This is a genomic window from Streptomyces sp. NPDC058534 (genome assembly GCF_042717365.1).
In the GTDB taxonomy this organism is placed as follows: Bacteria; Actinomycetota; Actinomycetes; order Streptomycetales; family Streptomycetaceae; genus Streptomyces.
On record NZ_JBHXNW010000122.1, the window covers coordinates 1 to 18,931 of the forward strand.

Annotated in this window: 14 protein-coding genes; 8 read left to right on the top strand and 6 right to left on the bottom strand. The window is 71.7% G+C overall.

The genetic code is table 11. The features are described 5' to 3' along the window. Positions 1–101 precede the first annotated feature (101 nt). A complete protein-coding gene (locus tag ACFWR9_RS40530) occupies positions 102–689 on the bottom strand; it encodes a biotin transporter BioY (RefSeq protein ID WP_383852052.1) in 588 nt (195 codons plus the stop codon). Between the two features lie 329 nt (positions 690–1,018). Between ACFWR9_RS40530 and ACFWR9_RS40535 the strand changes: the two genes are divergently transcribed. Both ACFWR9_RS40535 and ACFWR9_RS40540 read left to right on the top strand, forming a co-directional pair. Further along, positions 1,019–2,401, top strand: coding sequence for an amino acid permease (locus tag ACFWR9_RS40535; RefSeq protein ID WP_383852055.1), 1,383 nt, complete (start codon positions 1,019–1,021; stop codon positions 2,399–2,401). 152 nt (positions 2,402–2,553) lie between these two features. Beyond that, on the top strand, positions 2,554–3,195 hold the full coding sequence (locus ACFWR9_RS40540) for a superoxide dismutase (RefSeq protein WP_383852058.1): 642 nt from the start codon (positions 2,554–2,556) through the stop codon (positions 3,193–3,195). 156 nt (positions 3,196–3,351) lie between these two features. On the opposite strand, the gene ACFWR9_RS40545 is transcribed toward ACFWR9_RS40540, so the two are convergent. After that, positions 3,352–4,137: an SAM-dependent methyltransferase gene (locus tag ACFWR9_RS40545; RefSeq protein ID WP_383852061.1), complete on the bottom strand. Its 786-nt coding sequence runs from the start codon at positions 4,135–4,137 to the stop codon at positions 3,352–3,354. A 127-nt stretch (positions 4,138–4,264) separates the two neighbouring features. Between ACFWR9_RS40545 and ACFWR9_RS40550 the strand changes: the two genes are divergently transcribed. Continuing rightward, positions 4,265–4,492, top strand: coding sequence for a hypothetical protein (locus tag ACFWR9_RS40550; RefSeq protein WP_383852064.1), 228 nt, complete (start codon positions 4,265–4,267; stop codon positions 4,490–4,492). On the opposite strand, the gene ACFWR9_RS40555 is transcribed toward ACFWR9_RS40550, so the two are convergent. Beyond that, a complete protein-coding gene (locus ACFWR9_RS40555) occupies positions 4,479–5,117 on the bottom strand; it encodes a DsbA family protein (protein ID WP_383852067.1) in 639 nt (212 codons plus the stop codon). The two genes, ACFWR9_RS40550 and ACFWR9_RS40555, sit on opposite strands and share 14 nt — an antisense overlap. A 144-nt stretch (positions 5,118–5,261) precedes the next feature. Here ACFWR9_RS40555 and pepN (ACFWR9_RS40560) point away from each other — a divergent pair, with 144 nt between their 5' ends. From pepN (ACFWR9_RS40560) to ACFWR9_RS40570, 3 genes are all read left to right on the top strand, one after another. Then, entirely contained in the window at positions 5,262–7,841 is a 2,580-nt protein-coding gene (gene pepN, locus ACFWR9_RS40560) for an aminopeptidase N (RefSeq protein ID WP_383852069.1), read from the top strand. A gap of 222 nt (positions 7,842–8,063) precedes the next feature. Next, positions 8,064–9,128: a hypothetical protein gene (locus tag ACFWR9_RS40565; protein WP_383852072.1), complete on the top strand. Its 1,065-nt coding sequence runs from the start codon at positions 8,064–8,066 to the stop codon at positions 9,126–9,128. A gap of 277 nt (positions 9,129–9,405) precedes the next feature. Then, a complete protein-coding gene (locus ACFWR9_RS40570) occupies positions 9,406–12,702 on the top strand; it encodes a S8 family serine peptidase (protein ID WP_383852075.1) in 3,297 nt (1,098 codons plus the stop codon). A 63-nt stretch (positions 12,703–12,765) separates the two neighbouring features. On the opposite strand, the gene ACFWR9_RS40575 is transcribed toward ACFWR9_RS40570, so the two are convergent. Both ACFWR9_RS40575 and ACFWR9_RS40580 read right to left on the bottom strand, forming a co-directional pair. Continuing rightward, a complete protein-coding gene (locus tag ACFWR9_RS40575) occupies positions 12,766–13,509 on the bottom strand; it encodes a hypothetical protein (RefSeq protein ID WP_383852078.1) in 744 nt (247 codons plus the stop codon). A 1-nt stretch (position 13,510) separates the two neighbouring features. Further along, a complete protein-coding gene (locus ACFWR9_RS40580; protein ID WP_383852080.1) occupies positions 13,511–14,047 on the bottom strand; it encodes a sigma-70 family RNA polymerase sigma factor in 537 nt (178 codons plus the stop codon). A 276-nt stretch (positions 14,048–14,323) separates the two neighbouring features. Here ACFWR9_RS40580 and ACFWR9_RS40585 point away from each other — a divergent pair, with 276 nt between their 5' ends. After that, the gene (locus tag ACFWR9_RS40585; RefSeq protein WP_383852083.1) at positions 14,324–15,340 is read left to right on the top strand and encodes an aspartate-semialdehyde dehydrogenase; all 1,017 of its coding nucleotides are present in this window, start codon (positions 14,324–14,326) and stop codon (positions 15,338–15,340) included. On the opposite strand, the gene ACFWR9_RS40590 is transcribed toward ACFWR9_RS40585, so the two are convergent. Beyond that, the gene (locus ACFWR9_RS40590; RefSeq protein WP_383852085.1) at positions 15,330–15,836 is read right to left on the bottom strand and encodes a DUF1203 domain-containing protein; all 507 of its coding nucleotides are present in this window, start codon (positions 15,834–15,836) and stop codon (positions 15,330–15,332) included. The genes ACFWR9_RS40585 and ACFWR9_RS40590 overlap by 11 nt on opposite strands. 112 nt (positions 15,837–15,948) lie before the next feature. Between ACFWR9_RS40590 and pepN (ACFWR9_RS40595) the strand changes: the two genes are divergently transcribed. Beyond that, on the top strand, positions 15,949–18,525 hold the full coding sequence (pepN, locus tag ACFWR9_RS40595; RefSeq protein WP_383852088.1) for an aminopeptidase N: 2,577 nt from the start codon (positions 15,949–15,951) through the stop codon (positions 18,523–18,525). Positions 18,526–18,931: the final 406 nt, after the last annotated feature.

Sequence of the window (18,931 nt, forward strand, 5' to 3'; positions counted from 1 at the left end):
CTGAGTCTGGCTACCCGGCCCGACACCCCCCCCAACACCCTTTCTCGAGCCGGGCCCATACTCCAGCCCTAGCCCCGTATATTTCGTGCGCTACCACGGTCCTACCGCTTGCCGACCAGCTTCCACGCGGTGGGCAGAACGCCCATCGCCAGGGCGGCCTTCAGCGCGTCGCCGATCAGGAACGGGGTGAGGCCGGCCGCGATCGCGGCGGTGAGGGACATGTCCGCGGCCAGGGCCAGGTACGGCACGCCGACGGCGTAGATGATCGCCTCGCCGAGCAGCATCGTGCCGGCCATGCGCAGCACGGAGCGGTCGGCGCCGCGTCGGGCCAGGGCGCCGACCACCGTGGCGGCGAGCAGCATGCCGAAGACGTAGCCGAGGGACGGGGCCGCGGTGCCGGAGCCGCCCTCCGCGAACCACGGCATGCCGGCCATGCCGACCAGCGCGTAGAGCGCGAGCGAGAGCAGGCCGCGGCGCGCGCCGAGCGCGGTGCCGACGAGCAGCGCCGCGAAGGTCTGGCCGGTCACCGGCACCGGGGAGCCGGGCACGGGTACCGCGATCTGGGCGGCGACGCCGGTGAGCACGGCGCCGCCGGCCACGAGCGCTACGTCCCGGACGCGGGAGGAGGGGATGAGGTCGGCGAGGACCTGCCCGGAACGGGCGGCGGTGGGGACGGCGGCGGTGCTCATGGGGACTCCGCGGTGGTGTGGACATGTCGGGACAGCGCGACGCTATCCCAGCGGGCCGGGGCCGATCACCAGCAGCGCTCGACAAAGGCTCGATCGGCGGCTTGGTGGGCTCCCGACAAACGCGCGGGTTACACGCGCTCGCGGGTGACACCGGTCACGGAGTGGATGAGGCGGGCGTCACGGAAAAGTGGAGTCCCGTATTCGGATGATCACGTTCCGTATCGGCATCGTCCGTATCGTGGACAGCCGCTGTCGCCCACCGGCGCGAGCCCGGAGACTGTGGGCGTTTTTGCCCTGCCCCTCCCCCCACGCATTGGACGAGCCTCTCCATGTCCAACAGCACCACCACCGAGACGCCGCCCCGGTCGGACGACGCCGCCCTCTCCCACGGCCTCAAGCAGCGCCATCTGTCGATGATCGCCCTCGGTGGCGTGATCGGCGCCGGGCTGTTCGTCGGCTCCGGGGCCGGTATCGCCGCCGCCGGACCCTCGATCGTCGTCGCCTACACCCTCTCCGGCCTCCTCGTGATGCTGGTGATGCGGATGCTGGGCGAGATGTCCGCCGCGTACCCCTCCTCGGGCTCCTTCTCCGCGCACGCCGAACGGGCGATCGGTCCCTGGGCCGGGTTCACCGCGGGCTGGGCGTTCTGGGTGCTGCTGTGCACGGCCGTCGGCCTGGAGGGCATCGGCGCGGCGCAGATCGTGCACGGCTGGCTGCCGGGCACGCCCGAGTGGGCGTGGGTGGCGCTGTTCATGGTGGTGTTCTGCGGGACGAACCTGGCCGCGGTGAAGAACTTCGGCGAGTTCGAGTTCTGGTTCGCCGCCCTCAAGGTCGGCGCGATCTCGCTGTTCCTGGTGCTGGGCGTGCTGGCGATCGTCGGCGTCCTGCCGGGCACCGACGCCCCCGGCACCTCGCACCTGAGCGACTTCCTGCCGAACGGCGGCAACGGCCTGATCATCGGCCTGCTCGCCTCGGTCTTCGCCTACGGCGGCCTGGAGACGGTGACCATCGCGGCCGCCGAGTCGGAGAACCCGGTCAAGGGCGTGGCGAGCGCCGTACGGACGGCGATGTGGCGGATCGCGCTCTTCTACATCGGCTCGATGGCGGTCATCGTCACCCTGGTCCCCTGGGACTCCCCCGAGGTGGTCGAGAAGGGCCCGTACGTCGCCGCCCTCGACCAGCTGGGCATCCCGGGCGCCGGCCAGCTCATGAACGTCGTCGTGCTGGTCGCGCTGCTGAGCGCGATGAACGCCAACATCTACGGCGCCTCGCGCATCGGCTACTCGCTGGTCGAGCGCGGCCAGGGCCCGAAGGCGCTGGGCCGGGTGTCGGGCGGGGTGCCGCGGATCGCGGTGCTGGTCTCCTCCCTCTTCGGCTTCGGCTGCGTCCTGCTCAGCTACTGGCGGCCGGACGACATCTTCTCCTGGCTGCTGAACATGATCGGCGCGGTCATCCTGGTCGTCTGGATCTTCATCGCCGTCGCCCAGCTGCGGCTGCGCCGCCGCCTGGAGCGGGAAACACCCGAGAAGCTGGTCGTGCGCATGTGGGGCTTCCCGTGGCTGACGTGGGTGGCGCTGGCGGGCATGGCCGCGATCTTCGTCCTGATGGCCCGCGAGCCGGACACCCGGGTGCAGCTGTACTCGACGGGCGCGATGACGCTGGTCCTGGCGGCCGTCGGCTACGCCTGGCAGCGGCGGCGGGCCCGCGTGTAGCCCACCGCTCGACATCTCCGAGAGCCCCCGCACGGATGCGTGCGGGGGCTCTTTCGTGCCCGTTCGGCCCGCCCGTCCGCGCTCTCGCCGTGTTCTGCTGCTAGCGTGCACTTGCAAGTCTTTTGCAATAAGCAGCTCGGAGGGGATCCGCCATGTCCGTCTACACGCTTCCTGAACTGCCGTACGACTACTCCGCGCTGGCCCCCGTGATCAGCCCCGAGATCATCGAGCTGCACCACGACAAGCACCACGCGGCCTACGTGAAGGGCGCCAACGACACGCTGGAGCAGCTCGCCGAGGCGCGCGACAAGGAGTCGTGGGGGTCGGTCAACGGCCTGGAGAAGAACCTGGCCTTCCACCTCTCCGGCCACATCCTGCACTCCATCTACTGGCACAACATGACCGGTGACGGCGGCGGCGAGCCCCTGGACAAGGACGGCGTGGGCGGGCTGGCCGACGCGATCGCCGAGTCCTTCGGTTCCTTCGCCGGTTTCAAGGCACAGCTCACCAAGGCCGCCGCGACGACCCAGGGCTCCGGCTGGGGCGTGCTGGCGTACGAGCCGCTGAGCGGCCGTCTCATCGTCGAGCAGGTCTACGACCACCAGGGCAACGTCGGCCAGGGCTCCACCCCGGTCCTGGTCTTCGACGCCTGGGAGCACGCCTTCTACCTCCAGTACAAGAACCAGAAGGTCGACTTCATCGACGCCATGTGGGCCGTCGTCAACTGGCAGGACGTGGCCAGGCGTTTCGAGGCCGCCAAGGCCCGCACGAACGTGCTGCTGCTGGCGCCCTGACGCCGCCCGACTCCCCGAGTCGTCCTGCCTCGTGATCGTCTTCTCACCCTTCACGGCGGCAGGCGGAATGAGGGAAGCCCCCGCGAAGACATGACTCGCGGGGGCTTTCTGTGTGCGGCTTCTGTCTCAGCGCCTTCTGTCTCAGCGCCTTCTGGCTCAGGGCTTGCGGGCGAGCCCGCCGTGCTGGCCGATCGGCTGCGGGACCGTGCCGTCCGGGGCGGGGTCCGGGCGCCACAGCGGGACCGACACCACGCCCGGGTCGACCAGGTCGAGGCCGTCGAAGTAGGCCTCGATCTGCTCGACGGGACGCAGGAAGTAGGGGACCGCGCCGGTCTCGTTGTAGCCGTCCTGGGCCGCCTCGTAGGCCGGGTCGGTGCCGCGCGAGCCGTCGTTGACGCACAGGTGGCTGCCGGCGGGCAGGCCCGCCATCAGGCGGCGGACCAGGTCGCGGGCCCGGTCGTGGCCGTCGACGTGGCCGAGGATGCCGCTGAGGATGAGGGCGGTGGGGCGGGTCAGGTCGAGGCTGTGTCCGGCCGCCTCCAGGATGCGCTCCGGCTCGAAGAGGCTGATGTCCTCGTAGGCGGTGACGCCCTCGGGGGTGGAGGTGAGCAGGGCGCGGGCGTGCGCGAGGACCAGCGGGTCGTTGTCGACGTAGACGATCCGCGCCCCGGGGGCGTGCCGCTGGGCGACCTCGTGGGTGTTGTCGACGGTCGGCAGCCCGGTGCCGACGTCCAGGAACTGGCGCACCCCCGCCTCCAGGACCAGGTACCGGATGGCGCGGCCGAGGAAGGCACGGCTGCTGCGGGCGATGGTGACGATGCCGGGGAAGACGGCCGTGTAGGCGTCGCCGGCCGCCTCGTCCACGGGGTAGTTGTCCTTGCCGCCCAGCCAGTAGTTCCAGATCCGGGCCGAGTGCGGCACCGAGGTGTCGATCTCCGTCATGGGGTGGGGCTCGCCTCCAGTGAGTGGGTGAGCCCATGCTCCTACGGGAGGGCAGCCGACGGGAACAGATGACCGCAGCCGGGCGGAGGCTTCCCGGTGGGAGTGGTTCCGGGCCACAGTGTCCGGCATGGGTCTTCCGAACAGGCGGTGCCCCAACTGCGGGGACACGGACCAGGACTTCCGCCCGCTCGACGACGCCGAGCGGGCGTACGCACTCACCCACGCGCGGGTGCCCAGGGCCGACCTGGGCACCTACCGGCGCTGTGCGCGCGAGGGCTGCGTGCGGGTGCAGTCCTACTTCAACTGGAGGTCCGGGTTCGATCTGCCGGACTCCTTCCGGCCTACAGGTTGCTGAAGTCCGGGCCCTTGGTGCGGGTGCGCTTGATCTCGTAGAAGCCCGGGACCGAGGCCACCGCGAGGGTGCCGTCCCACAGCCTGGCGGCCTCCTCGCCCTTGGGGGCCGGGGTGACGACCGGGCCGAAGAAGGCGAGCTGGCCGCCGTCCGCGCCGGGGACGGCGATGACCGGGGTGCCGACCTCCTGGCCGACCTTGTCGATGCCCTCCTTGTGGGAGGCGCGCAGCTGGGGCTCGTAGGGCGTGGAGTCCCAGTGGTCCATGAGGGACTCGGGCAGGCCGACGTCCTTCAGGGCGGCGGCGACCGTCTCGCGGCCCGGGCCCTCCTCCTGGTTGTGGATGCGGGTGCCGAGCGCGGTGTAGAGATCGCCGAGCACCTCGGCGCCGTGCTCCTCCTGGGCCGCGATGACCACGCGGACCGGGCCCCAGGCCTTGACCTCCAGCATCTCGCGGTATTCGTCGGGCAGCTCGTCGAGCTTGTCCTCATTGAGCACGGCGAGGCTCATCAGGTGCCAGCGGACCTTGATGTCCCGGACCTTCTCCACCTCCAGGACCCAGCGCGAGGTCATCCATGCCCAGGGGCACAGGGGGTCGAACCAGAAGTCGACGGGAGTCTTGTCCGACATGTCTCTCCTCATGAGGCGCACGAGCAGGCTTTTGTACGGGCAACACGGCCGGGCACCCCGCCCATTCCCGGCTGCCGCGCGTCAGGGGCACATGGCAGGATCGGTGCTGTCCGCATGCTGAACACCACCCGAGGAGTGCCACCCGTGCCCGGTGAGAATCTGTCCCGCGACGAGGCCCGGGAGCGGGCCGCCCTGCTCTCCGTCGACGGGTACGAGGTGTCCCTCGACGTGCGCTCGGCCGTCGGTGACGCGCAGGGCGAGGGGCCCCGCACCTTCCGTTCCGTCACCACGGTCCGTTTCCGCTGCAACGAACCCGGCGCGAGCAGCTTCGCCGACCTGGCCGCCCCGAGCGTCACCGCCGTCTCCCTCAACGGCCGCGACCTCGACCCGAGCGAGGTCTTCGACGGCTCCCGGATCGCCCTGGAGGACCTGGCCGCCGACAACGAACTGGTCGTCGACGCCCAGTGCGCCTACTCCCGCACCGGTGAGGGCCTGCACCGCTTCGTCGACCCCGAGGACGGCGAGGTGTACCTGTACACCCAGTACGAGCCGGCCGACTCCCGCCGGGTCTTCGCCAACTTCGAGCAGCCGGACCTGAAGGCACCGTTCCGCTTCGAGGTGCGGGCGCCCGAGGAGTGGACGGTGTGGAGCAACGGCGCCGGAGAGCGCGTCGACGGGGTGTGGCGGTTCGCGGAGACGAAGCCGGTCTCGACGTACATCACGTGTGTCGTCGCGGGCCCGTACCACTACGTCACGGACTCCTACGAGCGGACCTTCGAGGACGGCACGCGGCTGGAGATCCCGCTCGGCGCCCTGTGCCGCAAGGGCCTGGCGCCGCACTTCGACGCCGACGACGTCTTCCTGATCACCAAGCAGGGCCTGGACTTCTTCCACGACCACTTCGACTACCCGTACCCCTTCGGGAAGTACGACCAGGCGTTCGTGCCGGAGTACAACCTGGGCGCGATGGAGAACCCGGGCCTGGTCACCTTCCGGGAGGAGTACGTGTTCCGCGGGCGGGTGACGCGGGCGTCGTACGAGGGCCGCGCCAACACGATCCTGCACGAGATGGCGCACATGTGGTTCGGCGACCTCGTCACCATGGAGTGGTGGGACGACCTGTGGCTGAAGGAGTCCTTCGCCGACTTCATGGGCGCGTTCGCGAACGTCGGCGCGACCCGCTTCAAGGACGCCTGGATCACCTTCGCCAACCGCCGCAAGGCCTGGGCCTACCGCGCCGACCAGCTGCCGTCCACCCACCCGGTCACGGCCGACATCCGTGACCTGGAGGACGCCAAGCTCAACTTCGACGGCATCACCTATGCCAAGGGCGCCTCCGCGCTGAAGCAACTGGTGGCGTACGTCGGCCAGGACGCGTTCCTGGAGGGCGCGCGGCGCTACTTCAAGCGGCACGCGTACGGCAACACCCGCCTCGGCGACCTGCTGTCGGTGCTGGAGGAGACCAGCGGACGGGACATGGCGGCCTGGGCGCGCTCCTGGCTCCAGACGGCGGGCGTCAACTCGCTGACCCCGCAGGTGCTGCTGAGCGAGGCGGGCACCGTCGACGAGCTGGCCGTCGTGCAGGAGGCGCCCGAATCCCACCCCGAACTGCGCCCGCACCGGGTGGCGGTGGGCCTGTACCGGCGCACGGACGGTGGGGCTCTGGAGCGGTACGCGCGCGCCGAGGTGGACGTCGACGGGCCGCGCACGGTCGTCGCGGAGCTGGTCGGCGCCGAGGCGCCCGAGCTGGTCCTCGTCAACGACGACGACCTGACGTACTGCAAGACCCGCTTCGACGACACCTCGCTGGCGACGCTGCGCGAGCACCTGGGCTCGCTGACGGACCCGCTGGCCCGCGCCCTGTGCTGGTCGGCGCTGTGGAACATGACGCGGGACGCGCTGCTGCCGGCCCGGGACTTCATCGGTCTTGTACTGCGGTTCGCGGGGCGCGAGTCGGACATCGGCGTGCTCCAGATGCTGCACGCCTGGGCCGAGTCGGCGCTGGTGCACTACGCGGCGCCCGAGTGGCGGGAGACCGGCGGCCGGCTGCTCGGCGAGGGCGCGCTGCGGGAGCTGCGGGAGGCGGCGCCGGGCGGCGAGCAGCAGCTCGCGTGGGCGCGGTTCTTCGCGGCGGTGGCGTCCGACGAGGCCGAACTGGAGCTGCTGCGCGGGCTGCTGGACGGCACCGAGAAGATCGATGGCCTCGACGTGGACCAGGAGCTGCGCTGGGCGTTCCTCGCCCCGCTCGCGGCGCACGGTGTGGCGGACGAGGCGGTGCTGGCCGCCGAGCTGGCCCGCGACGACACGGCCTCCGGCAAGCGCCACCAGGTGCGCTGCCTGGCGGCCCGCCCGTCGGCGGCGGTGAAGGCGCAGGCCTGGGCGCAGGTCGTGGAGTCCGACACGCTGTCCAACGCCCTGGTGGAGGCGACGATCGCGGGGTTCGAGCGGTCCTCGCAGCGGGAGTTGCTCGCGCCGTACACGGAGAAGTACTTCGCGGTGATCGAGCGGGTGTGGGCCGAGCGGTCCATCCAGATCGGGATGGACGTGGTCCGGGGCCTGTTCCCGTCCCTGATGGATTCCCAGGACACGCTGGACGCGACGGACGCGTGGCTGTCGGCACACGAGGACGCGGCGCCGGCGCTGCGGCGGCTTGTCCTCGAGGCGCGGGACGACCTGGCGCGGGCGCTGCGGGGGCAGGCCTGTGACGGGGCGGCGGCCCGCTAGGCCGAACGTGTCCCGGACGACGACGATCTTTGGCCAATGATTTGGCGCTGCGTCATCGTTACGGAATTCAGTCAACAGCAGCCGTAACCCCTGGGCCGCACCTCGGCGGACCAGGGGTTTTCGGCATCCGAACACCCGTCCTTTAGGGCGGGCTTGTCCTGGTTCGGCGATGAGCGTGTAACAGGGGTTAAGGGACGCATCGGGCGCGGGAAACCCCCGGTCATGACGCACAACACCCCGCTCTCCCCCCGCCCCCTGCACGAACTGGCGCACGGCCGGCGCCGGCTGATGACGGCCGCCCAGCTCCGGGCGCACGGCGTCTCCGCCGCCGAGACCAACGAACAGTGCCGCCCCGGCGGGCCCTGGCGGCAACTGCTCCCGAACGTCGTCCTGCTCCACCCGGGGCCCCCGACCGGCGACGAGCGCCTGCACGCGGTGCTCCTCTACGCCGCGCGGGAGCGCACGTCCGGCACGGTCCCGGGCGTCACCGCCGCCGTGCCGGTCCAGCCGGGCGGCGAGCACCCTCCCGTCCCCGCCTACGCGGAGGCGATGATCACGGGGCTGGCCGCGCTGACGCTGCACGGGTTCTCCGCCACTCCCCCACTACCGTCCCTGGACGTCATCGAGGTGCTGGTGCCGCGGCTGCGCCGGCTGCGGACGACGGGGTGCGCGCGCATCGTCCGCACGGCCGCGCTGCCCGCCGCCGAGGAGGTCGCCGGGGTGCCGGTGGCGCCGGTGGCGCGGGCGCTGGCCGACGCGGTGGCGGAGCTGACGGACGCCGAGGCCGTGCGGCGGCTGCTGACCGAGGCGGTGCGCGGCGGACACTGCGAACCGGCCGCGGTGGTACGGGAGCTGAACCGGGCGCGGCTGCTGAGCCGGCCGCACGTGGTGGACGCCGTGGACTCGCTGGTCGCCGAGGGGCGGGCGCTGGCCGAACAGCGGCTGTACCGGATGGTGCGCGAGCACGGCCTGCCCGAGCCGGTCTGGAACGTCGACCTGCGCATGCCCGGCGGCCCCCACCTCGGCGGCGTGGACGCCTTCTGGCCGGAGCAGGCGGTGGCGCTGGAGCTGGACACCCGCGCGCACCGGCAGCAGGAGGACGACGCGGCCTGGGCGGAACATGCGCGCAAGCGGGAGCACTTGGAGCGGCTGGGTATTACGGTCGTGCACCTCACCCCGCGCAAACTGCGGGACTCGCTTGAACACCAGGCGACCGTCGTCCGTACTGCGTTGATGGCGGCGGGGGACCGGGAACCCGCCGCGTATGTCGTGGTGCTGCCCCAGTAGTGACGACGGGGCGGTCACCAGGAGGGGAGAGGAGGGGCCGCGGGGCACGACGCCCGGCGGCCCCTCCTCACGGGATTGTCATGGCCCGCCCCTTGTGTCCCGGATGGCGTATGGCGGAAGTACGCCATGACTCCTTCCCGTCCCGGACAACTCTCCCCAAACAGTGAACCCTTGCGTAAAGCTGAGCGGTCGTCCGGGATCGAATTCCGGACTGTCGCGGCCGGGACCGATCGGCTCCGGTCGTTCACGCACGTTCCTTTACCTACAAGGGATGCCGATGACCCACTCCCCCCAGCGCGAACCGATACCGGGCGCGAGACGCGCGGCCCGCATCGCCGTGGCCGCGGGCCTCGTGGCCGCGCTCGCCGCGGCCGGGCCCGTGCCCGCGGCCCTCGCCGCCGACGGCCCGGCGGCCGCTCCCCCCGCCGACGCCTCCGTCAAGTCCGCGCACGACAAGCTCGGTTCCGACGACGCGGACCGGCTCGCCGAGGCTAAGGCGGACGGCGAGAAGAACGTCACGATGATGGTCGCCACCGCGCCGGGCGGGACCGAGCGGGTGGCGAAGGAGCTGGACGCGGTCCCCGGCGGCACCGTCGGCCGGACCTACGACGAGCTGGGCTACGTCCGCGCCACCGTCCCCACCGCCAAGGCGGACTCGGCCATCGCCGCCGCAGCGAAGCTCTCCTCCGTGCACGGCATCGACCTGCGCGAGGAGATCCCGCTGGACGACCCGACGCCGAGCGCGGACCGGGCGAAGGGCGCCGCGCACCACAAGGGCCGTTCCTACCCGGCGCCGAACCGCCGCACCCCGGCCGAGAACCCGTACAACCCGTCCTTCGAGACGGGCGCCGTCGACTTCGTGGAGAAGTACCCGAAGGCGGACGGCCGCGGCGTCACCATCGGCATCCTGGACTCGGGCGTCGACCTCGGGCACCCGGCACTGCGGAAGACCACCACCGGCGAGCGCAAGATCGTCGACTGGGTCACCGCCACCGACCCGGTCGTCGACGGCGACCGCACCTGGCGCCCGATGACCACCTCCGTGTCCGGGCCGACCTTCACCTACGGCGGGAAGACCTGGACGGCACCGGCGGGCTCCTACCAGGTCAGCAGCTTCCTGGAGTCCTACACCACCGGCGGTGACGCGGCCGGCGACGCCAACCGCGACGGCGACACCACCGACTCCTGGGGCGTCCTGTACGACGCCGAGGCCGGCACGGTCCGCGTCGACCTGAACGGCAACAACGACTTCGCCGACGACACCCCGATGAAGCCCTACAAGGACGGCTTCCAGGTCGGGTACTTCGGCACCGACGACCCGAAGACGGACGTGGCCGAGCGCCAGCCGTTCGTCATCGAGATCCGCAAGGACGTCGTCCACAACTCCTCCGGCGCCAAGGCCGACTTCGTCAACATCGGTGTCATCGAGGGCTCGCACGGCTCGCACGTGGCCGGACTCGCCGCCGCCAACGGCCTGTTCGGCGGCCGGATGGACGGTGCCGCGCCGGGCGCGAAGATCGTCTCCTCCCGCGCCTGTACCTGGAGCGGCGGCTGCACCAACGTCGCGCTCACCGAGGGCATGATCGACCTCGTCGTCAACCGCGGCGTCGACATCGTCAACATGTCGATCGGCGGCCTGCCCGCGCTCAACGACGGCAACAACGCGCGCGCCGAGCTGTACACGCGGCTCATCGACACCTACGGCGTCCAGCTGGTGATCTCCGCGGGCAACTCCGGCCCCGGCGCCAACACCATCGGCGACCCGTCGCTGGCCGGCAAGGTGATCTCGGTCGGCGCGTCCATCTCCCGCGAGACCTGGGCCGCCAACTACGGCTCCGCGGTGCAGAAGAAGTACGCGATGATGCCGTTCTCCTCGCGCGGCCCGCGTGAGGACGGCGGCTTCACGCCGACGCTCACCGCGCCCGGCGCCGCGGTCAACTCCATCCAGACCTGGATGCCCGGCGCCCCGGTCCCGGAGGCGGGCTACGACCTGCCGGCCGGCTACGGCATGCTCCAGGGCACCTCGATGGCCTCCCCGCAGGCCGCCGGCGCCTCCGCGCTGCTGCTGTCGGCCGCCAAGCAGGCGGACGTCGACCTCACCCCGGCGAAGCTGCGCACGGCGCTCACCTCGACCGCCGACCACATCAAGGGCGTGCAGGCGTACGAGGAGGGCGCGGGCCTGATCAACATCCCCGACGCCTGGCGCGCGATCCGCAAGGGCGCCACCGCCCACGAGTACACCGTCCAGGCCCCGGTCGACACCGCGATCGACCAGTTCCTGAAGACCCCGGGCAAGGGCACCGGCCTCTACGACCGCGAGGGCGGCCTGAAGGCGGGCGAGCGGAAGACGTACGAGATCACGCTCACCCGTACGTCCGGCGCCGACCGGGCGGTCCGGCACGAGCTGGACTTCGAGAACAACACCGGCCGCACCTTCCGGATCGTCGGTCCGGACGAGGTGCGGCTGCCGCTGAACGAGCCGGTGACCGTCAAGGTCGAGGCGCGGCCCCGGTCCGGGGGCCTCAAGAGCGCGATCCTGGAGGTCGACGACCCGCGCACCGAGGGCGTCGACAAGCAGGTCCTGACCACGGTCGTGGCCTCGACCCCGCTGAAGTACGACTTCTCCGCGAAGAACTCCGTGCAGCGCAACAGCACCGAGTCGTACTTCGTGACCGTCCCCGAGGGCGCGAAGGCGCTGGAGGTGGCGATGAGCGGGCTGAAGGACAAGAGCCAGACCCGGTTCATCGCCATCCACCCGTACGGCGTCCCGGTCGACACCACCTCCACGCCGTACTGCTACAACAACTACCTCGACGGCAACGGCTGCCGGCCCGACGTGCGCGCGTACGCCGACCCGCAGCCCGGCGTCTGGGAGATCGAGGTCGAGTCGCGGCGCACCTCGCCGCTGCTGGACAACCCCTACAAGCTGGACGTCAACGTCCTCGGCGCCGTCTTCGACCCGGAGACCGTGACCGTGCCCGAGGCGAAGGTCGGCACGCCGGCCGCCGTCTCCTGGAAGGTGACGAACCGGTACGCCCCGATGGAGGGCAAGCTGGTCGGCGGTCCGCTCGGCTCGTCCGAGACGTCCCGCCCCTCGATCAAGCAGGGTGAGACGAAGACCTCCACGGTCGAGGTGCCCGAGGGCGCGGAGTCGCTCGACGTGGCCATCGGGGGCGTCTCCGACGCGGCCTCCGACCTGGACCTGACCGTCTACGACAAGGACGGCAAGGTCGTCGGCCAGTCCGCCGACGGCGACTCGGAGGAGTCGGTCTCCGTGCGGAAGCCGACCGCCGGTGCGTACACCGTCGAGGTGGTCGGCTACGGGGTGCCGTCGGGCAGCACGGAGTACGACTACCGGGACGTGTACTTCGCCGCCACCCTCGGCTCGGTCGGCGTGGACGGCTCGGCGCCGGTGAAGCTCGGCACGGGCGACTCGGCGACGGTCTCCGGCAGCGTGACGGCACTGGCCGCCGCGCCGGAGGGCCGTGAGTTCTTCGGCCGGGTCCAGCTGGTGAACGCCCACGGCACGGCAGCGGGTCTCGGCAGCGTGCGGATCGGGAAGGTCGTGCCGTAGTCCGGTGCGACACCGGGAGGGCGGGCGCTCTGTTGGGCGCCCGCCCTTTGCCGTATCCGGCGGTCAGTCGCAGGTGAGGGTGCGGGACTCGGCGAGGGACGCGGTGATCCAGGCGCGTTCGGCGGCGATGGCCCGGCGGCCGGTGATCACGGCGTCCGGCGTGTCCCCGTGCGGAGGGATGCCGATCAGCGCCTGATCGCCCGCGGCGAGCCGGGCTGTGGTGTCGTCCAGCTCGAAGGTGATCGGCTCACCGTCCGGCTCCGGCTCCGGCCGTTCGCCCGGCTCCGGCTTGTAGGTGCGGGTCACGTCCAGGGTGATCCGGTGCCGGCCGGTGCCCGGCACGGGTTCGGCGCGGGTCACCGTGCCCTCGGCCACCAGTCGGGCGCAGGCGAGGTAGTGAGGGCTGCCGAAGGCTGCGCCGGACCCGGCGGAGTCCGCCCGCTCGTCGCTCGCCGCGGCCTTGCCGGCCGCGTCCTCGGAGCCGCCGCTCCCGCCCTGCACCACCAGCCAGCCGAGGCCCATCACCACGGTGCCCGCGCAGGCCACCGCGAGGGCGAGGGTGAGCGGCCGGCGCCGGGGGCGGCGGGGGGCGGGGACCACTGCGGAGACCTCGGGCTCGGGGAGCGGCTCGGGGAGCGGCTCGCTCAGCGACCGCCCGATGATCCCCAGCTGTTCCCGCAGCAGCGCCACGTCGGCCGTCGCGGACCGGTACGCGCCGTCCGCGTCCGCGCCTGCGCCGGGCGGCAGCGGCTCGCCCGTGATCGCAGCCATCAGCGCGTCGTCCCCACCGGGGTGCTCGGCGGCCATCTCACACCACCTCGTCCTCGTGCAGGCGGGCCCGCAGTGCCCGTACCGCCGTGTGCAGCCTGCTCTTGACCGTGCCCTCGGGGATGCCCAGCTCCTCCGCGATGCCGCGCACCGGGAGGTCCGCGAAGAACCGCAGGACGAGAACCTGGCGCTGGGCGTCGGGCAGCTCGTCCAGGCCCTGGGCGACGGCGAGGGAGAGCACGCTGGTGTCCTCCCCCGAGGGATGGTCCGCCTGGCGGAGCGCGGCCAGTCGCTCCCCGAGCCGGTCCTGGCGGCGCCGGGCGCGGTGCCAGTCCATCGCCAGGTTGGAGGCGACGACCGCCGCCCACGCCGACACGTCGCGCGGCGCCTCCCGGCCGCTCGCCGTCCGCTCCAGCAACCGCAGGCGGACCTGCTGCACCCCGTCCGGCAGGTCCGCCTGCGGCACCCCGCCGAGCGCGAGCACCGCCCGCACCCGGCGTTCCTGGGCCGCGTCCAGGGGATCGTCGCGTCCGGCGTCCCCGTGCCCGCGGCGGGCCTTCCTGCGCAGCACTGCCACCCCTCCCCCTGGGCCCTGTCCTCGCGTCTCCCCTATGACGCCGCAGCGGTCCGAAACGTTCGCCCGGCCGGCCGGTCAGTCGCGCGAGGCGTACGTCACATCGTCGTGTGGGGTGGGAAGGGATGGGCAGGGGCGCACCGGAGCCGCCGCGTCCCAGGGTGCGGGCACCCGGGGCAAAGGATTGGACAGGCGGGCCGGGCTTCGCCCCATGATGGAAAAGTCTCGGCCAAGCAAAGTGCGCGTGAAGACACGCGCACAAACGGAGAAGGAGTCACCGTGAGGATCGGAATCGTCGGAGCCACCGGCCAGGTGGGCACGGTCATGCGCAGGATCCTCACGGAGCGCGACTTTCCGGTCACCGAGCTGCGCCTGTTCGCCTCGGCGCGCAGCGCGGGCAAGGAGCTGGACGGCGTGACGGTGGAGGACGCGACCACCGCCGACTACTCCGGTCTGGACATCGTGCTGTTCTCCGCGGGCGGCGCCACCTCCAAGGCGCTGGCCGAGAAGGTCGCCTCGCAGGGCCCCGTCGTGATCGACAACTCCTCCTCCTGGCGCCGCGACCCCGAGGTCCCGCTGGTGGTGTCCGAGGTGAACCCGCACGCGATCACGGACCGCCCCAAGGGCATCATCGCCAACCCGAACTGCACCACGATGGCCGCGATGCCGGTGCTGCGTCCGCTGCACGCGGAGGCGGGCCTCGAAGCCCTCGTCGTCGCCACCTACCAGGCGGTCTCCGGCTCCGGCCTGGCCGGCGTGGACGAGCTGTTCGAGCAGGTCCAGAAGGCCGGCGCGGACGCCCCGAAGCTCACGCACGACGGCCGCGCGGTGGAGTTCCCGAAGCCCGACAAGTACGTGGCGCCGATCGCGTACAACGTGCTGCCGCTGGCCGGGTCCATCGTCGACGACGGCCTGCACGAGACGGACGAGGAGCAGAAGCTCCGCAACGAGTCCCGCAAGATCCTGGAGATCCCGGAGCTGAAGGTCTCCGGCACCTGCGTGCGGGTGCCCGTCTTCAGCGGCCACTCCCTGCAGATCAACGCCCGCTTCGCCCGCCCGCTCAGCGTGGCGCGCGCCAAGGAGCTGCTGGCCGGCGCCCCCGGCGTCGCGCTCACCGAGGTGCCGACCCCGCTGGAGGCGGCCGGGCAGGACCCGTCGTACGTGGGCCGCATCCGTCAGGACGAGACCGTGGAGAACGGCCTCGCCCTGTTCGTCTCCAACGACAACCTGCGCAAGGGCGCGGCCCTGAACGCGGTGCAGATCGCGGAGCTGGTGGCGGCGGAGCTCAAGCGCTGAGACCCGGCCCGCCCCTGCGGACCTCGTAGAGGAAGCAGCCGTACTCGACGGCCCGGACGTGGACGAACTCCACGGCCGGGTCGTCGAACGCGTTCTGGAGGGCGGGACCGAACGCGTCGGCCCCGCCGCCGGAGCCGCCGACCAGCCGTCCGCCGAGGATGCGTCCCTGTGCCGAGTAGCGGCGCACCGTGCGATGGGCGTTGGTGAAGGCGAGACCCTTCCCGTCCGGTCCCGCGCACTCCTCGGCGTGGATGAAGACCGGCCCCTGCTCGTCGTACGCGCCCGGGTCGGCGCCGGTGCGAGCCGCCCAGCGGCGCAGCGGGGCGTAGGAGACGAGGGCGATGCACTCCCCCGGCGTGCTGCGGCGCAGGCAGCAGCGCAGGGGTGCGCCGCCCTCGGTGTCGGTGAACGGGCCGGGGGTGCGGCCCGCGTCGTCGGTGGCGCGCAGTTCCTTCAGGGTGGCCGGGGCGATGGGGTGTGCGGTGTAGTGCTGCATGGCCCCACGTTCGCGCCCGCCCGGCCCGCCCACCGGCGGGAAATGGACATCGCGTTCCGCGCGGGCCCCGTGGAAGGATGGCGCAACCGACACATAACGAGGAGATGACCGCGTGCCTGGCACAAACCTGACTCGCGAAGAGGCGCGGCAGCGGGCGACGCTGCTGAGCGTTGACTCGTACGAGATCGATCTCGACCTCACCGGCGCGCAGGAGGGCGGCACCTACCGGTCCGTGACCACGGTGCGCTTCGACGTCGCGGAGGGCGGCGGCGAGTCCTTCATCGACCTGGTCGCGCCGACGGTCCACGAGGTGACGCTGAACGGCGACTCCCTCGACGCCGACGAGGTGTTCCAGGACTCCCGCGTCGCCCTGCCGGGGCTGCTGCCGGGGCGCAACATCCTGCGCGTGGCCGCCGACTGCGCGTACACCAACACCGGCGAGGGCCTGCACCGGTTCGTCGACCCGGTGGACGACCAGGCGTACCTGTACACCCAGTTCGAGGTGCCGGACGCGCGCCGGGTCTTCGCGAGCTTCGAGCAGCCGGACCTGAAGGCGACGTTCCAGTTCACCGTGAAGGCGCCCGAGGGCTGGACGGTCATCTCCAACTCGCCGACGCCCGAGCCCAAGGACAGCGTCTGGGTCTTCGAGCCGACCCCGCGCATCTCGTCGTACATCACGGCGCTGATCGTCGGCCCGTACCACTCCGTGCACAGCGTGTACGAGAAGGACGGCCAGTCCGTCCCGCTGGGCATCTACTGCCGGCCCTCGCTGGCCGAGCACCTCGACTCGGACGCGATCTTCGAGGTGACCCGGCAGGGCTTCGAGTGGTTCCAGGAGAAGTTCGACTACCAGTACCCCTTCAAGAAGTACGACCAGCTCTTCGTGCCGGAGTTCAACGCGGGCGCGATGGAGAACGCGGGCGCGGTGACCATCCGGGACCAGTACGTGTTCCGTTCGAAGGTGACGGACGCCGCGTACGAGGTGCGGGCGGCGACGATCCTGCACGAGCTGGCGCACATGTGGTTCGGCGACCTGGTCACCATGGAGTGGTGGAACGACCTGTGGCTGAACGAGTCGTTCGCCACCTACGCCGAGGCCGCCTGCCAGGCGGACGCGCCCGGCTCCAAGTGGCCGCACTCGTGGACGACATTCGCCAACCAGATGAAGACCTGGGCGTACCGGCAGGACCAGCTGCCGTCCACGCACCCGATCATGGCGGACATCAGCGACCTGGACGACGTGCTCGTCAACTTCGACGGCATCACGTACGCCAAGGGCGCGAGCGTGCTCAAGCAGCTCGTCGCGTACGTCGGTCAGGACGCGTTCTTCCGGGGCGTGCAGGCGTACTTCAAGCGGCACGCGTTCGGCAGCACGCGCCTGTCCGACCTGCTGGGCGCGCTGGAGGAGACCTCCGGGCGGGACCTGAAGACCTGGTCGAAGGCGTGGCTGGAGACGGCCGGCATCAACGTGCTGCGCCCGGAGATCGAGACGGACGGGGCGGGTGTCATCACGTCCTTCGCCATCCGCCAGGAGGCCCCGGCGCTGCCGGCCGGCGCCAAGGGAGAGCCAACCCTGCGCCCGCACCGCATCGCGGTCGGCGCCTACGACCTCGACGCGGTCGGCAAGCTGGTGCGCGGCGAGCGCGTGGAGCTGGACGTGGACGGCGAGCTGACGGACGTACCGCAGCTGGTGGGCAAATACCGCCCGGCGGTGCTGCTGCTGAACGACGACGACCTGTCGTACGCGAAGGTCCGCCTGGACGAGCAGTCGCTGGCCGTCGTCACCGAGCACCTGGGCGACTTCACCGAGTCGCTGCCGCGCGCCCTGTGCTGGGCGTCGGCCTGGGACATGACCCGGGACGCGGAGCTGGCCACCCGGGACTACCTCTCTCTGGTCCTGTCCGGCATCGGCAAGGAATCCGACATCGGTGTCGTGCAGTCGCTGCACCGCCAGGTGAAGCTGGCAATCGACCAGTACGCCGCCCCGACCGCCCGCGAGGCGCTGCTCACCCGCTGGACCGAGGCCACGCTGGCCCACCTGCGCGCCGCCGAGGCGGGCAGCGACCACCAGCTGGCGTGGGCGCGCGCGTTCGCGGCGACGGCGCGGATGCCGGAGCAGCTGGACCTGCTGGACGCGCTCCTTGACGGCACGCAGACGATCGAGGGCCTGGCCGTCGACACGGAGCTGCGCTGGGCGTTCGTGCAGCGGCTGGCGGCCGTGGGCCGGTTCGGCGGCTCGGAGATCGCCTCCGAGTACGAGCGGGACAAGACGGCCGCCGGTGAGCGGCACGCCGCCACCGCGCGTGCCGCCCGCCCCACCGAGCAGGCCAAGGCGGAGGCCTGGGAGTCGGTCGTGGACTCCGACAAGCTGCCGAACGCCGTCCAGGAGGCGGTCATCGCCGGCTTCGTCCAGACCGACCAGCGCGAGCTGCTGGCGTCGTACACGGAGCGGTACTTCGAGGCGCTGAAGAGCGTCTGGGACTCCCGTTCGCACGAGATGGCCCAGCAGATCGCGGTCGGCCTGTACCCGGCGGTGCAGGTGTCCCAGGAGACCCTGGACCGCACGGACGCCTGGCTGGCCTCCGCCCAGCCGAACGCGGCCCTGCGCCGCCTGGTCTCGGAATCCCGCTCGGGCATCGAACGCGCCCTGCTGGCCCAGGCGGCCGACGCGGCGGCGACCACGGAGTAGGCCTTCGCGCCGCGGGGGGCGTCCGGTGCCGTGTGTCGGTCCGGGCGCCCTTTGCGTTCCTTCAGGGCCCCGATGGGGGCGGTGAAGACGGAGGCGGAACCCGGGGAATGCCGTGTGAGGGGTCCTTGGAGTCTCAGACGGCTATGCGGCTGTCCAGTTCCGCCATGTCTACGCAGCCGTTGACCACTCCGCCACGCTAGATGATCAATTCCAAGAGATGCCTGCGGAGGGTGTGGGGTGGGCGGCGGCCGAAGCCACCGCGAGACGGTCAGGCGGCGGGCTTCCGGCCCTGGTTGTCGAGGTGGCAGCGGGCGGTCAGACACCCCATGTCGTTTGAGGTCAAGGTGTAGGGGCGTGGGCATGGTGTGACCAGGCGGTCGCTTCGTCGTAGGGGGTGCGCGTTTTG

What these genes read in the sequence shown, in the direction of transcription:
- ACFWR9_RS40575 (WP_383852078.1), bottom strand. Translation starts at nt 13,509, where the DNA reads ATGGCCGCCGAGCACCCCGGTGGGGACGACGCGCTGATGGCTGCGATC.
- ACFWR9_RS40570 (WP_383852075.1), top strand. Translation starts at nt 9,406, where the DNA reads ATGACCCACTCCCCCCAGCGCGAACCGATACCGGGCGCGAGACGCGCG.
- ACFWR9_RS40540 (WP_383852058.1), top strand. Translation starts at nt 2,554, where the DNA reads ATGTCCGTCTACACGCTTCCTGAACTGCCGTACGACTACTCCGCGCTG.
- ACFWR9_RS40565 (WP_383852072.1), top strand. Translation starts at nt 8,064, where the DNA reads ATGACGCACAACACCCCGCTCTCCCCCCGCCCCCTGCACGAACTGGCG.
- ACFWR9_RS40545 (WP_383852061.1), bottom strand. Translation starts at nt 4,137, where the DNA reads ATGACGGAGATCGACACCTCGGTGCCGCACTCGGCCCGGATCTGGAAC.
- ACFWR9_RS40550 (WP_383852064.1), top strand. Translation starts at nt 4,265, where the DNA reads ATGGGTCTTCCGAACAGGCGGTGCCCCAACTGCGGGGACACGGACCAG.
- ACFWR9_RS40590 (WP_383852085.1), bottom strand. Translation starts at nt 15,836, where the DNA reads ATGCAGCACTACACCGCACACCCCATCGCCCCGGCCACCCTGAAGGAA.
- ACFWR9_RS40555 (WP_383852067.1), bottom strand. Translation starts at nt 5,117, where the DNA reads ATGTCGGACAAGACTCCCGTCGACTTCTGGTTCGACCCCCTGTGCCCC.
- ACFWR9_RS40530 (WP_383852052.1), bottom strand. Translation starts at nt 689, where the DNA reads ATGAGCACCGCCGCCGTCCCCACCGCCGCCCGTTCCGGGCAGGTCCTC.
- ACFWR9_RS40535 (WP_383852055.1), top strand. Translation starts at nt 1,019, where the DNA reads ATGTCCAACAGCACCACCACCGAGACGCCGCCCCGGTCGGACGACGCC.